A 14328-nucleotide genomic window follows, 5' to 3' on the forward strand; every position below is an offset into this window, starting at 1 on the left:
CTAATTATTCACTCCGAATTTTGCTGCAATATCTTTCCTAATTAAAGGCTTCAGACGTTCAATTCTTGCATCAAGAGTATTATCAAATGTCATTGCTCCATCCTTAGATTTGATAATTACACCACCAATACATTCAATGGTATCTGGTGATAATTCAGATCCAGGAAATCCAGATAGTGCAGATTGAACAACATCACGATCTTTAGAATTTGCAGTTACTATAACTTCAGATGTACCCAAAATTCGAGTTGATTCATCTAATAATGACTTAATCAAATTAGCATAATCACCACTGCGATCATTATTTGTAATTTGATCTAATGCCTTTGTAAAGACCTTATCAACTGAGGCCTCTAATGCCATAAGTTGTTTATTTCGGGCCTCAATATCAGCACCACCGATAATCTGCTTTTCAATTTTATCTGCTTCTTTCTTACCATCTGCAATAATTTTGTCATATTCTTTGTCTAGTTTAGGAATAGCATCATCAAGAGTTTGATTTGTGTCATTTAAAGCAGAATCTATGCTTGATTCAATATCTTTTTGAGTTTGATTAAGGATTTTATCAATAGTTTGTTCTAAAGCAAGATTTGTCAATGGGTGGCTTTTATCCATAATAGATTTTAATGTTTGGGAACCAATAGACAGATTCAGAAAGATATTAAAATCAAAGAAATCACCGATGGATTATCTTGGTTGTGGCCGATCTAAAGCTTGGAAGTTTGATTTTACCAAGAAGTGACTCTCCAAGAGCAATTTCTAGATTAACTGAATTTGAATGGTTTCACAAAATTGATACTGAAAACGACATAGTCACACCAGAAATTGATGATTTACTATTAGATGCTCAGCAAACTTACCAATCTATTGATGATGTGGTTAAAGGGCTAGGCATTCCTCCAATGGTCGGAATTTTAGAAATTATGTTCAAAGGTACAACAATCAAAAAGAAAGATTATGAGATTGATGAAATAGAAGGAATGGTTGATGATCTTAAAAAGAGAACACCAGCAATAATTGATGAACCATCTAAACTATTAGAAGAACAAACATCACTGAAACGCTCACTTGAAGAATACACATCACTTAAAGAAACATTAGAAATTGCAAAAAAGCTAAGCATTGATCTTTCAGGATTTGGATTAATGAAGTATTTTTACACAAATCTTTTTGTCATAAACTCTGCTGACTATGAAGAAATTAGCAGAGCATTAGAAGGAATTACATTTTACAAATACGAATTAGCAAGTAAAGAGAAAGCAGCAATTCTTGTAATTTCTAGTACAGCCGATTCTGATAAAACCCTCAAAGTACTAAGAGGATTTAATGCAAATCCATTTGTAATTCCAGAAGGAATATCTCAAGTTCCATCTGAAGCATATGCATTAGCAGAATCAAAAATTAAAGAATTAACTGAGAAACAGAAAGCAAATACAAAACAAATTGCAAAGATCACAAAAAAGATTAGACGAGATATTTTAGCAATTCATGAAGAGGCTCAAGTGGCCAAAGATGTTCTAGAAACAATTAGAAAACCATCAGGAACAAAGCATTTTGCAGTAATTCAAGGATTCATTCCATCTAAAATGGAGGAGAAATTCAAAGATTCAACTAAACAATGGATGTCAGTAGTTGAAGATATCACTGATCCAAAATTAAAAGAAGAAATCCCAACATTATTTGATAATAAAAAATTCGTGAAAACTTTTGAAGTAATTACAGAAAGTCAAGGTATTCCAAAACATGGAGAAGCAGATCCAACTCCAATGATTGCTCTAATGTGGCCAATTTTCTATGGACTAATGTTTGCAGACATGGGTCACGGTCTATTGCTAATGGGAATGGGATTATTATTCAAAGTAAAAGGACAAGGTACACTTTCAAGATGGGGCATGTTAATTGCAATATCTGGTGCTTCAGCTGCTATAGCAGGTGTTGGTGCAGGTGAAGCCTTTGGATTCCATCTAGATCATATGGGACCATTGGAAGGTTTGTTAGAAGAAGGCGGAGCATTACATTCAGTTAGTTGGATTGTAGGTATTCTTAGTGTAGCAGAATTAACATTTGATCAAGTCATTAACATACTCAAAGTTTCATTATTCATTGGAATTGTCCATTTGGTTTGGGCAATGGTTCTAAGAGTAAAGAGATTAGCTGCAGAAGGTCACAAGTTTGTTATGTTCATGGAAGCAATTCCTAACATTACACTTTATGGTGGAATTGTAGTCATCATGATGTGTGCAATTGGAGCTAACTATGACGTGATGAACATGTATTCCAAAGTTCACACAGAAGCAGTTCCTTGGGTTACAATTTTCTTAGGAGAATGGGCTGAAGTGTGGATAATTACAAGAATTGCAGTTGTGATAATTATTACTTCAATGGTCTTGATGATGGTTGGTGGTGTAATGCATGCTAAGAAACATCCTGAAGATGGAGGTTCGGCTGCAAATGTGGTTATGGAGGTATTTCTTGGAAAGACAGTAGAAAGTTTAGCACATACAATTAGTTATGCTCGATTAGGAATCATGTTACTTGTACACGCCGCATTGCTCATGACAGTCAACAATGCATTTCAATCACTTGGAGGTGCAAGTTCAGGTGCTGCAATGGCAATGATAATTGGAGGAAACTTGGGAATTATGATGATTGAAGGATTGATTGTGTACATCCAGTCTCTCAGATTGCACTTGTACGAATTCTTTACAAAATGGTATGATGGTGGAGCACAACCATTTAGACAAATTAGACCAGAGTTGATTTACAATCAATTTGTTTGGAAGAAGAAATAGAAAATTCTAATTATTTTCATAAAGATTTACTGTAACTTTTGTAGTCCAAGGCTTTAGATTATCAGGAAAAATTACTAGTAAACCACTGTCTTTTTTGATATTGTTGCATGTCCCACTGTAACTCTGTTTATTTTGAGCATAACATCCAGACTCTGTGTAATAATCAAATTCTGAATCAACAAATTGCTCACGTTGAATAGATGATGAAACAAAGTACACATCAAAACCTAAATCTTTGTTATCAGTTTTTACACTATAATCATACGATGTAGTATCCCGAGATGTACAAATAGGAAAAAATTGCACATAACCATTTTTAATTTCTGATTGTTGTTCTGAATTCTCATAATTTTTATTCTGAATATCAGGATATACAGAAACTGTAGGATCTGCACTTAGTTGCTGTCCTTGGACATATTCTATTTCATGTCTCACAGTATCTACTGCTTTTCTATACAGCATTGGTTGCCATTCTTCTTGACAATTACTGAATTCGTGTTTTAATTCAACATATGATTTACCGTTAAGCTCATGAAGTTGGTTTTCATTGTATTCTTTAGATTCAGCATCAAATACATGATTGACGTTACTAATTTTATCTGATTTATGCCAAGTGTTTGTAACATCAAAAATAATATTCTTTGAATCACTTTCCCATTCAGATAGCAGGTGAACATAAACTGAATACTTGTTTACAACCTCTTGAGTTTCTGATGCAAAAATTAAATGTCCAAAAAATGCATTTACAAATATTATAGAAAATGCAAGGACTGGAATTATTGCATAGAGTATTTTATTCATGTCTTTCTTTAAAACAAATGAATTTGTCTAAGATTTAATTTTTGGTGAATCAAATGATTGGGAATTTTTAGGAGTAAATGGTAAGAAAATAGTAAATCTAGTGAATTTACCCATTTCTGATTCAACTTGGATTTTTCCTCCATGCATTTCTACAATACCTTTTGTAATTGATAATCCTAATCCAGTACCACCATATTCTCGCTTCATTGAAGAATCAACCTGATAGTATTTTTGGAAAATTTGCTCTAGTTTGTCATTAGGTATTCCTGAACCGTTATCTTCTACGGATAATTTCGCATAATCATCATCTTTTGATAATGAAATTGTTATCTTACCATCAAATGATGGAGTAAAATCGATAGCATTTGTAAGTAAATTCAAAAGAATTTGAGAAACTCTAGATTTGTCACAAAGACATCTTACTTGATGTAATTCTAAATTTACTTTAATTCCTTTTTTGTTAAAATCAGGTTCTAGTTTGATTACAGTTTCATTAATAATTTCAGATAATGAATTATCCTCTGGGTGAATCTTCATATTTCCAGTATCAAGTTTCTGAACATCAGATAAATCATCAATAAGCTTATTCAAAGAATTTGCACTTGAGCGTACAATTTCCAATTTTTCTATTTGTTGGGGGGTTAGTTGGCCAATTTTACCAGAAATTATCATATCCAAATAGCTCTTAATTGGAACTAACGGAGTTTTTAGTTCATGGGCAATCATAGATGAAAATTCATCTTTTCTCGTTTCAACTTGTTTGAGTTTAACAATTTGTTTTTGTTTGGTTACAACTTTTGATCTTGAAAAAATAGTTACAAAAACAATTAATGTTCCAATTGCAATCAGTATTGGAACAATTTGATGATATAGTTGATGAATTATTTTTTGAGATTGTGCCTTTTGGACAAGTGTTTTTTGAGAAAATTCTGTAGGTCCATCCCATGCTTCTAAAATAGGAATTTTTTGACCATCAATAATTGCATAATCAGTAAATTTTTCTGTAAAGGATACTTCAATTCCAGTTTCAGGTTCAATAAAAGCAGTAGATGAATAATCTTCAAAAATTTGTTTTTCAAAATCAGGATATATATCTGAAATATCAAAAGTTGTTTCTCCGGAAAATTCATACACTTCCAAACCATTAATTTCTGTTGTTCTAATGAAATCATAATCCATTATCGCTCCACCAATGTCATAGACTTTGTAATCTTTTTGTTGTAAATTATATGGGAACATTGCATGTCCAGGTTTGTCTACATATTGACGAGTAGTCTGTTCTATTTTTTCATCAAGTTCAACAAACCAAAAAATTTCATCAGAAAGAATATCTTTGTAAGTATATGTTGTACGCAAAAGAATCTGATTACCACTATCTTCGATTACCTTACCATCCTCAACAAAAATCATCTTTATTGGATCTGATAATGGTGCTCCAACTTCATCAGCAAGTTGAATGAACCCAATATTTTCACTAGAAAATTCATAAACATCATATGTATTCACCAATTCTGGAATTGCAAAGAAAAACCATAAAATCATAATTAAAAATCCTACCCCCAATACTGCTGCCAAAGTAAATTTTCCCATTATGAAATGTTAATTTTAGATCGCTTAAAACCGATCTGTTGTATTATCAGATAACTCATCCTCAGAAAACTTTTTTTGAGCCTATATTTTGATAGATTTTTAGAATTATTTTTCAACCGGTAATTCAGGTTTATTTCCCCATTCACCCCATGACCCAAGATAAACTCGAACATTTTTGAATCCTAATTTTTTCAAAACCAAAAATGAATTGGCAGCCCTATATGCCCCTTGACAATAAGTGATGATTTCAGTATCTTTAGGAATTTCATACATTTTTGATAATTCTTCATCATTTTTGAAAGTACCATCTTTTGTGATATTTTGATTCCAATCAATATTGATGGAATTTGGTATATGACCAGATTGAGCCGCTCTGATTATAGTTCCATCATATTCTCCACTAGAACGGGCATCAAGGATTTTCAGATTATCAAGATTATCTCGAACATACTCAAATCCTGAAATAATATCTGAATTTATTTTTCCTGAAAATTTAGATGGTTTGAAACCATTAGGTTTTGTCTCAAGAGAGAGATTTTCTTGTTTCCATTTTGTTATTCCTCCATCAAGCATTGAAACATTTTCATGTGAAAAATACATCAGCATCCAAACTCCTCTAGCTGCAAGCATTCCAGAAACTGAATCATAAAAAATAACTTTCTTTTCTGGTGTTACCCCAAGAAATGAAAGAAGGTTTTGAGATTGATTGTTGAAATTTTCAATTCCTTTTTGTGTTGTATCAATCCAATGAAATGCAAATAAATCCAAATGAACGGCTCCTGGAATATGTCCTTCAGAATATTCTTTGAAAGAGCGTGTATCAGCTATGATAACATCAGAGTCATCTAAAATTGAATTGAGTTGAGTTGTAGAGATTAACATGATTTAGATAAAATGATCAAATGTAAATTGATTTGGATTAAAATAAAAAGAAGAAAAAAAGGGTTTTTTTCTATTCGTTAACGTATGCTCTTTCGCCATGCTGTGCCAAATCGAGACCAATCTCCTCTTCTTTTGGAGTGACTCTGATTCCGCCCGGCCATACGGCATCCATTACTTTAAGGATTACAATTGTAACACCAAAGGCATAGCCTATTGATATTGCAGCACCAATGATGCTGATTGCTTGCTGTTCCATTCCTTCTGCTGTACCAGTCCATGCACCGATACCGTCTCCAGTATCCCAAATGTGTGGACTAGCTAATGTACCAGTCAAAATTGCACCTGTAAGACCACCCATTCCGTGTACTCCCCATACATCTAATGCGTCGTCCCATTTGCGTGCGCTCTTGAATGCGATACATGCATAACAAACTGTACCAGCTGCAATACCGATTATAATCGCAGCCATTGGACCTACCCAACCAGAGGCTGGTGTGATTGCTACCAATCCTGCTACTGCTCCTGATGCAGCTCCAACAATACTTGGTTTTCCTGTATGTGCCCAAGACATGAGCACCCAAGTTATTGCAGCCATACCAGTTGCTGTATTTGTAACAGTCCATGCGCTGACGGTAATGCCGTCTACCATAACTTCACTTCCTGCGTTGAAACCAAACCATCCAAACCAGAGTATTCCTGCTCCGAGGACTACCATTGGGATATTGTGTGGTTCCATTGGCACTTTGCCATATCCAAGTCTTCTGCCAAGGACTAAGGCTCCTGCCAATGCAGCAAATCCTGAAGTAATGTGTACTACAGTACCACCTGCAAAGTCAAGTGCATACGATGGTGATAGTTCTGGATCGAGATCAAGTGAACCTCCTCCTATGTATCCGCCTCCCCAGACCCAATGTGCTATTGGATCATAAACGAAGGTTCCCCATAAGAGAACGAATATGATTAATGCGCTGAATTTGATTCTGTCAATTAATCCACCAATAATTAGAATTGGTGTAATTATTGCAAATGTTGCTTGGAACATTGCAAATAGTTGGTGAGGTACTGTACCAGGCCAACCTTGACTACAAACATCTCCTTCAACCATTGCATTCATCTGGTAAGCTGCTGACCATGTGTCTGCACATGGACCTGCTTCACCTAATGGTGCGTATGGTGATACCATGTTAAATCCGACATAGTCGAGATTTCCCATGAACATGTTTGCATCTGAATCAATTCCACCAAATGCTAGTGAGTAACCCCATAGAACCCATTGTACTGACATTAGACCCATTACGATTAAGGTCATACCAAGTACATTGACGACGTTCTTTGATCTGGCTAAACCGCCATAAAAGAAGCCGACACCTGGGGACATGAAGAGTACCAAAGATGTTGCTGTAAGCATCCATGCTGTATCACCTGTATCAATTTTACAAGGTAGCATGCTGCCATCTTCTTCATACCAACATTCGCTAGTGTTACCAGTGTAAATTCCACTGGTTCCTTTGACATATCCATCCATACCATCATCAACACTTTGTGCATATGCCTGAGACATAGCACCAACTGCTGTGATAGATACTGCGGCTACAAGTAATAGAGCATACTTGTAGTTCCTAGAATTCATTAAATTAATCGAAATTGAAAATTATTTAAGGGTTGGAGACTAGAAAGCATACAAAAAAGTAAATAATTATATTTTAGTGTATTCTGATAGTAACATAAAATATGAATATTATGATAAAGGTGAGTAAATGAAAGTCAAATCAAAAACGAAATTAGCAATTTTTGATACATTCAAGACAAAAGGTAATGATCTTACTGGAGAAGCAAATAGACAAAGAGCGATCATCGCTATTCTGGGAAGTAACGCAAATCCTGCAGAAAGAACTAGAACTGGAATATCTCAAAGAATAGCAAAAAAAGCAGATATTGCATGGAAAAATATCTACTCAGGAATATTTCGAGATCTAGATGAGATCCTACTTCCTCTTGAAATTGCAGAAGAAGATGGAAGATTACCTTTGAAAAGAGGTCCAAAAGCATTACAGGAGAAAGGAATTCCATACTATCATTTAACAAAAAAAGGAATCTTAGTTGCACTATCAATTACAGAGGTTAAAAATAAAGAAAATCTCATGAAAGAGTTTTTTTCAATGGCTGATTCTAATGAAAAAGAATTCAAAGATATCCTCATCAATCTATTAGAATCAAGTCCAAACTTTACTCATTCAATATTTAAAAAATATGTAAAGGCATTTTGTGAGAATAAGATCGATGAATTATTGCCATTTAATCTTTCAAAATTAAGCCAAATTTCAGATGAGTCATTAATTATCCAAAAAGAGATTTTAGATGTATTTTTGAAATTTACTAAACAAGAAAAAGATGAGGCATTAAAGTTCCTAAATAAAATTATTCCAGATGGGCAGTAATATCGCCAAACATTAAAATCGGTTACTCATCACGTTTTTTTAATGGGTAAGAATGTCTATGCATCTGTAAAATCATACAGCCAAAGAGGAAAATTACTAAAAAAGGCTGATTTGCAGACTTTGGCAGAATCAAGAGATCTTGAAGAATTAATGACTCGAATTAAGAATACAATTTATGGCGATGCAATTTCAAATGTTCAAAAGCCATACACTTCTCAGGGTATTGAATCTGGTTTAAGAGGTCATTTAGCAGGAGTTCATTATTCTATTGCAAAGACTGCAGGAGATTCAGATATTTTAGATGCATATTATATGAAATTCATTATTTCAAATTTAAAACAAATTCTCAAAGGTAAAGTTTTAGGAAAATCTCAAGAAGAGATTGAGACTCACATTAATCTCCGTGCAGAAGAATTAATCAAACAAAGAGATGTAATAATCAAAGCATTAGTTTCAAAAGATTTGGAAGAAACAGTTGCCAGTTTAAACTCAGTTCAATTTGGTGATGAAATTTCAAAAGCAGCTACTTTGTACAATGAAACAAAGAATCTTCAAGTTTTTGATACATATTTTGATAAAATTTTATATCAACAATTAGGACGTGCTTTGAAAAACACTAGAGACAGAGAAGTGATAAAATTAGTTGGAATGGATGTTGACTTTTACAATCTACTGAGTGTCATCAGAGGTAAGTTCTGGGGGTTAGATGATTCACAAATTGAAGATTTAATTGTTTCACAAACTCCATCAATTCCTAAAGAGCTACTTCAAAGAATGATGGCAGCTGCAACAATTAGAGATGCATTTGCTGAATTATCAAATACAAAATACAAGAATTTGATTCCTGATGTTGAAAACGAATTAGATGCTGTAGCTCAATTTGAAAGATCATTTGAGATGGCAATTTACAATTCATCAGCAAGTTCATTTACCAAAATGTTCAATTTTGCCACAATCATAGGAATTACAAAATTAACAGCTTTTGAAGTAAGGAATTTAGCAGCAATTGCTTATGCAGTAGAGCAAAAAATTGCTACTGATATCACAATGTCAAAACTAATTGTAAAAGAATAGTTTTCAAAATGATTAAATTTCCAAAGAAAAAACAAAATATTTCTACAGAGACGTTAATCAATACTATTTGGGTTAGCACATTTTTAGCAATGATTTTTTCAATACCTCCATTAGCGATATTTTTAGGGATATATTTTGGAACAGGGAATCTTGCTGTAGGCGCAGTTTTAGGATTTGCCATGCATTTTGTTATTTTAGCATTTTCAGGTAAAATTTCAAAATTTTTAACTCAAATTTTGAGCTAAACTATAAGTGATCATAGTAATGAAATAATTCATCATGATGGGAGATAGAGATTTTCGAAGTATTGTTGAAAATGCAATAGACTCCATTGGAAAAGAGCTAGAAATTAAAATTGATTCAGCAAATATTCAGACTATACATCTACATGAGGTTGTGCAATGTCTGAGAAGGTCATATTATGATAGAATCGACCCTGAAGAAGTTCAGAGAAAAGGATTCAATGAACTTCTTTCAGGATTACTTAGAAAATTACAATATGGAAGTGATCCAAAAGAATTCGACATCGATGATATCAAACTAAAGGGTCAAGTTGACATGCTTATTGATGACTCCATATTCTTGTTCAGAGGAGCAACAACAGAGTTAGAAAATCCGCTAGCAAATGATGTTCTTTATCTGAATGCATGTATGTGGATTTATGATAAACCAGATGGAATTATTGTATACATAACTGGAGATAGAAAAGAAACATCATTTTCCATTTCACGAAATAAAAAAATGTTTGAGGAAATTATTCGAAGAGTTAGAGTTCTAAATGATCTTTTAAAAGAGCAAAAAACTCCAATTTTAGAACCATCATCGGAATGCTCCGATTGTCAGTATTATGAAAGATGTTTCATGAAAAAGAAAAATGCCAAACAATTAGACCTAGCAGAAATGTTAGGATTTGGCAAGAAAGATTAATGAAAGATTAGAAAAATGTTGTAAAGGAAAAATTCCTTTGTTTAGTCGAGTGGTTCTGGATGTCCTTTACCACGTAGAGCGAAACACACTACTGCGAGTGCAATTGCGACTCCTGCTGCTGCGCCAAATGCGGCCATACCTGCTTCTGCCATTTGATAAAAAACAATGAAACGGACTTTTATAACTTTGCCAATATTTTTCCTCTAAAAACATAATATCATAATTTTTAGATTTTATGATACTATCTGGTTTATTTCGTAAACTCAAAGTGAAGTTTATTTTCTTGACCGCTAGTCATTGAGCTAAGATTGTAAAATACATCACCAGATACTCTCCATGTTGGAGTGTCATCTTCAAAGGCTGCCCACAACTCTGCAGTGTTTCCAGAATTCTTTATGGTCTTAGAATCTTTTAGAGTAATTGAGTTTTCACCAAGGAGTGTATAGTAATTTGAACCAAACTCGACCATTCCTGTAGGTCTACTACCAATTTCACCACCAGTAATTTGTTCAGTTTCAGAATAACCTGTTTCAAATAATTGATAATCCATGGTTTGTACAATCATTGCACGTTCATTGGGATTTGAAAGTTTGAATGCCACTTCAATAGTTACTGATCGCTCAGAAATTTTAGATATTGAAATATCCTCTAATTCAATTTGTATCGGTTTTGCTTGAGGAGTATTTTGAATATTACCTGAATTTTCTTGTGAAGGAATAATCATTGTAGGTCCTGTTAAAAGAATTCCACCTAAAATTGCAACAAGTACAACAACCGCTACACCGACGAAAATTTTAGGATTCATGAATTATGCATTTCCTCTTGATATCTTAAATGTTGAGATAGTTATTATACCATTGTAGGAAGAAAAAATTATGCAATATTTTCAAGCAGTACAACAAGGAAAACAAAGAGCAGGGAAATCACAAATGAAGATGTTTGAAGTTGCTGGATTTAGCATGTTAACACTAACTACAAAAAAGATCGATGGAAAATTTCAGCCTGTCGGAGAAGAAGAATTTACTGCAGTGATTAGTTCTGAAGATGGTCATGTTGCCGTAATAGTAGATAAAGATGGATTTACAAAGGCTCAATCCAAGGCTGTGGAGAAAGAAGAAGCCTTATCAATTTACAAGAAACTACTAGAGACTGGAATTCCTGAATATCCAAAAAATGAGATTCAAATCTGGTCTCAAACAAGACCTACAATTCAAAACGATTCTTCTGATTGATTATTTTGAAGGAATAATAATTTCGGTGCCAACATCGCCACCTTTAATTGCCTTTTCAATAATTTTTGGATCTGCTTTTAAAATTCTTGTTTTAATTTTTGAACGCTCAATAATTTTGAGAGCAACAATATCCATCAAATCATACCCACCAGCTACAGAATCTTCATGAACTAACATATTTTTCAAATTCTTTAATTCTATTCGTTTGAATTTTTTTGCTTTTTTGAATTTGTTAGGATCCATATCATAAACTCCATCAACATCAGTTGCATTAAGAAACTGCTCAGCTTTGATTTTTTCTGCAATCAATGCTGCAGTACCATTAGTACTTTGACCAGGATGAAGACCACCTGCTACTACAATTAATCCATCATCCACTGCATGTCTTACTTCTTGCAAAGTAGTTGGGGGATGTGAATATGCTTTATTTTTTAGAGCATAAATCAACAACTTTGCATTGAGTCTTGAAATTTCAATTCCTAATTCATCAAGAGTAGATTCATCGGCTCCAGAAGATCTTGCATGTGAGATATAATGTCGAGCAATATTACCACCACCTGCAATTACAATAGGTTGACAGAATTTGCTAATTTTTACTAAAAATGTAGCATAATCTTTTAGAACTTTGACGTTATCCATACCAAAAACTCGCCCAGATAATTTGATTACAATTCTTTTTTTCATTTTAGATCACCAAGGATTGATTTTGCGGCAATTTCAACTTTTTTTCTGTTCTTTTGATGAGTGTATATTCTAAGTATATTCATGAACCCTGAAATCGCTGAAACCACAGGTATATCAGAGATAGGCATCTCTTTTGCTGAGGATTTCGTACCCTCATTTGTAATCAAAATGATTGATTTTGACTCGTTTTTTGATGGGGCAAGTGGAATTGATGGAGTGACAGAACTATCTACAAAAATTTCATTTTCATCAACTTTAGATTTTTTAGAGATTTCAATTCTAAGTTCATTTGTTCTTGTTTTCTTCAAATTTGTTTGATTTGTGAGTATTCTTTCATATACACATTTTAGCAATTTACGATTTTGATAATCTTCTGCAAATTGCCTTGCTCGTTTGAGTTTAGAAGATTTGGATGTAATCAATGATGATAGAACATATTCATCAGTTAGTTTAACAAATTCATTGAGATTAAAAGATGTAAAACCAAATTCATCATCAGACAATCTTAATGCTTCAATAAGCATTACCTCTGCTGCACGTACAGTTTTATGGAAATATACTGCTTTGAACATTTGATATCTTGAATGCATCATGGATTCAAAAGAATAAAGCGCTGAACGCTCCAAGGCAAGTTTATTTTTATGGATATCAAGTGATTGTGTAATTCTTTTATGATCTATTTTTGCATGTTCTGCTCCTGTAAAATAACCATCTCTTAGCAAATAATCCATCATATCTGCACTCAAAGCTCCTGAAACAATTTCATTTAGATATTGAAATTTTGATTCACCAAATGCAATTTTAGTAATTAGTTTTTTATCAAATCCTGTTTTTGATAAGATATCACCAATTTCAGATTCTAGAATAATTTTTTTGCCATAATCTTCATGAGAAAATTTTTTTTCTTGTATTACTTCTTCAAACAAATGAGAAAAAGGCCCATGGCCAATATCATGTAACAAGCCGGCAATACGCAATAATTGAACATCATCAGAATTTAAAAATCCTTTTTCATTTAACGCAAAACCAGCTTGACTAGCAATGTGCATAACTCCTAGAGAATGCTCAAATCTACTATGTTGAGCAGAAGGATATGTTAAATGTGCACCAGAAAGCTGTTTAATTCTTCTTAATCTTTGAAAAAGAGGATTGTCAATTATTGGAAGTTCATAATCATAAACACGAATAAAATCATGAATTGGATCAATAATATCTAGATAATTTTTTTTCATATTCCTAATTTCTTTGAAAATATTTTTAGAATTTCTTCATGGATTTCTTCTTTAGTCATAGTAGCATCAATTATTTTCCAATGTTTTTTCTTGGCAACAGTTCTGTAAAGATTAGAAATTTTCGTAGAAAATTCTTTATTTTTTTCAAACTTGTCTCGTTTCATTTTCTTTCCTCCAATTTTATTTTGTGGAGTTCTTGAAAATGATTCTTTTTGAGTAACATCAAGTAAAATAACAAGATCAGCCTTTGGAAGACCTTCATCAAGGCTCTCAAGCCATTTTTGCTTCAAACCGTTTGCTAATCCATAAACTAAGTTAGATTGATAATATCTATTCATAATTAAAACTGAATTTTTTTCCTCAGCTGCTAAAATTGCATCAAGCTTTTCCCATCTATTTGCTGCTAAAAGACAATGAATTACTTGAGGTGGAAATTTTCTTTTTCCATCTAAATATTTTCTAATTTCTTTACCAATTGGGGTTTCATAGTCAGGAAAGTGAAACAGTTTTGTTTTGATTTTTCGTTTTTTGAGAGCTTTTTCTAATAGAATGGATTGGGTTAATTTTCCTGCCTGATCTCCACCTTCAATTACAATAATCATGAGATATCAAAACTGAGAAATTAATTGATTAAAAATCTATCAAGATTTATAACTAAAAATTGAGCACATAACAC

Annotated in this window: 15 protein-coding genes; 6 read left to right on the forward strand and 9 right to left on the reverse strand. The window is 33.1% G+C overall.

Annotated features, from left to right (window positions below):
- The gene (locus C5F49_RS08900) at positions 1 to 615 is read right to left on the reverse strand and encodes a V-type ATP synthase subunit E (protein ID WP_179362617.1); all 615 of its coding nucleotides are present in this window, start codon (positions 613 to 615) and stop codon (positions 1 to 3) included.
- A 77-nt stretch (positions 616 to 692) separates the two neighbouring features.
- Between C5F49_RS08900 and C5F49_RS08905 the strand changes: the two genes are divergently transcribed.
- The gene (locus C5F49_RS08905; RefSeq protein ID WP_179362618.1) at positions 693 to 2792 is read left to right on the forward strand and encodes a V-type ATP synthase subunit I; all 2100 of its coding nucleotides are present in this window, start codon (positions 693 to 695) and stop codon (positions 2790 to 2792) included.
- 6 nt (positions 2793 to 2798) lie between these two features.
- Here C5F49_RS08905 and C5F49_RS08910 read toward each other — a convergent pair whose 3' ends face one another.
- The 4 genes from C5F49_RS08910 to C5F49_RS08925 form a co-directional block, all read right to left on the reverse strand.
- Positions 2799 to 3593, reverse strand: coding sequence for a hypothetical protein (locus C5F49_RS08910; protein WP_179362619.1), 795 nt, complete (start codon positions 3591 to 3593; stop codon positions 2799 to 2801).
- A 27-nt stretch (positions 3594 to 3620) separates the two neighbouring features.
- Positions 3621 to 5183 carry a porin PorA family protein gene (locus C5F49_RS08915; protein ID WP_179362620.1) on the reverse strand — a complete coding sequence of 521 codons (1563 nt, stop codon included), beginning with the start codon at positions 5181 to 5183 and terminating at the stop codon, positions 3621 to 3623.
- A 105-nt stretch (positions 5184 to 5288) separates the two neighbouring features.
- Positions 5289 to 6065 (reverse strand): sulfurtransferase, encoded by a 777-nt coding sequence (locus tag C5F49_RS08920; RefSeq protein WP_179362621.1) that lies wholly within the window; start codon positions 6063 to 6065, stop codon positions 5289 to 5291.
- Positions 6066 to 6135: 70 nt separating this feature from the next.
- A complete protein-coding gene (locus C5F49_RS08925) occupies positions 6136 to 7695 on the reverse strand; it encodes an ammonium transporter (protein WP_179362622.1) in 1560 nt (519 codons plus the stop codon).
- A gap of 127 nt (positions 7696 to 7822) precedes the next feature.
- Here C5F49_RS08925 and C5F49_RS08930 point away from each other — a divergent pair, with 127 nt between their 5' ends.
- From C5F49_RS08930 to C5F49_RS08945, 4 genes are read left to right on the forward strand one after another with little or no spacing between them, the layout of a single operon-like run.
- Positions 7823 to 8503 carry a hypothetical protein gene (locus C5F49_RS08930; protein WP_179362623.1) on the forward strand — a complete coding sequence of 227 codons (681 nt, stop codon included), beginning with the start codon at positions 7823 to 7825 and terminating at the stop codon, positions 8501 to 8503.
- Positions 8504 to 8545: 42 nt separating this feature from the next.
- Entirely contained in the window at positions 8546 to 9577 is a 1032-nt protein-coding gene (locus C5F49_RS08935) for a V0D/AC39 family V-type ATPase subunit (protein WP_179362624.1), read from the forward strand.
- A gap of 8 nt (positions 9578 to 9585) precedes the next feature.
- Positions 9586 to 9822: a hypothetical protein gene (locus C5F49_RS08940; protein WP_179362625.1), complete on the forward strand. Its 237-nt coding sequence runs from the start codon at positions 9586 to 9588 to the stop codon at positions 9820 to 9822.
- Between the two features lie 34 nt (positions 9823 to 9856).
- On the forward strand, positions 9857 to 10504 hold the full coding sequence (locus C5F49_RS08945) for a Dna2/Cas4 domain-containing protein (RefSeq protein ID WP_179362626.1): 648 nt from the start codon (positions 9857 to 9859) through the stop codon (positions 10502 to 10504).
- 250 nt (positions 10505 to 10754) lie between these two features.
- On the opposite strand, the gene C5F49_RS08950 is transcribed toward C5F49_RS08945, so the two are convergent.
- Positions 10755 to 11309 (reverse strand): hypothetical protein, encoded by a 555-nt coding sequence (locus C5F49_RS08950; RefSeq protein WP_179362627.1) that lies wholly within the window; start codon positions 11307 to 11309, stop codon positions 10755 to 10757.
- Positions 11310 to 11379: 70 nt separating this feature from the next.
- Here C5F49_RS08950 and C5F49_RS08955 point away from each other — a divergent pair, with 70 nt between their 5' ends.
- Entirely contained in the window at positions 11380 to 11736 is a 357-nt protein-coding gene (locus C5F49_RS08955; RefSeq protein ID WP_179362628.1) for a hypothetical protein, read from the forward strand.
- Here the strand turns inward: C5F49_RS08955 and pyrH are convergent, their stop codons facing one another.
- From pyrH to tmk, 3 genes are read right to left on the reverse strand one after another with little or no spacing between them, the layout of a single operon-like run.
- On the reverse strand, positions 11737 to 12420 hold the full coding sequence (gene pyrH, locus C5F49_RS08960) for a UMP kinase (protein WP_179362629.1): 684 nt from the start codon (positions 12418 to 12420) through the stop codon (positions 11737 to 11739).
- The gene (locus C5F49_RS08965; protein ID WP_179362630.1) at positions 12417 to 13652 is read right to left on the reverse strand and encodes an HD domain-containing protein; all 1236 of its coding nucleotides are present in this window, start codon (positions 13650 to 13652) and stop codon (positions 12417 to 12419) included. The genes pyrH and C5F49_RS08965 overlap by 4 nt, the downstream gene beginning before the upstream one ends.
- Positions 13649 to 14254 (reverse strand): dTMP kinase, encoded by a 606-nt coding sequence (gene tmk, locus C5F49_RS08970; RefSeq protein ID WP_179362631.1) that lies wholly within the window; start codon positions 14252 to 14254, stop codon positions 13649 to 13651. Before tmk ends, C5F49_RS08965 begins: the two co-directional genes overlap by 4 nt.
- Between the last annotated feature and the right edge of the window lie 74 nt (positions 14255 to 14328).

This window comes from Nitrosopumilus oxyclinae, assembly GCF_013407165.1.
GTDB classification, from domain to species: Archaea; Thermoproteota; Nitrososphaeria; order Nitrososphaerales; family Nitrosopumilaceae; genus Nitrosopumilus; species Nitrosopumilus oxyclinae.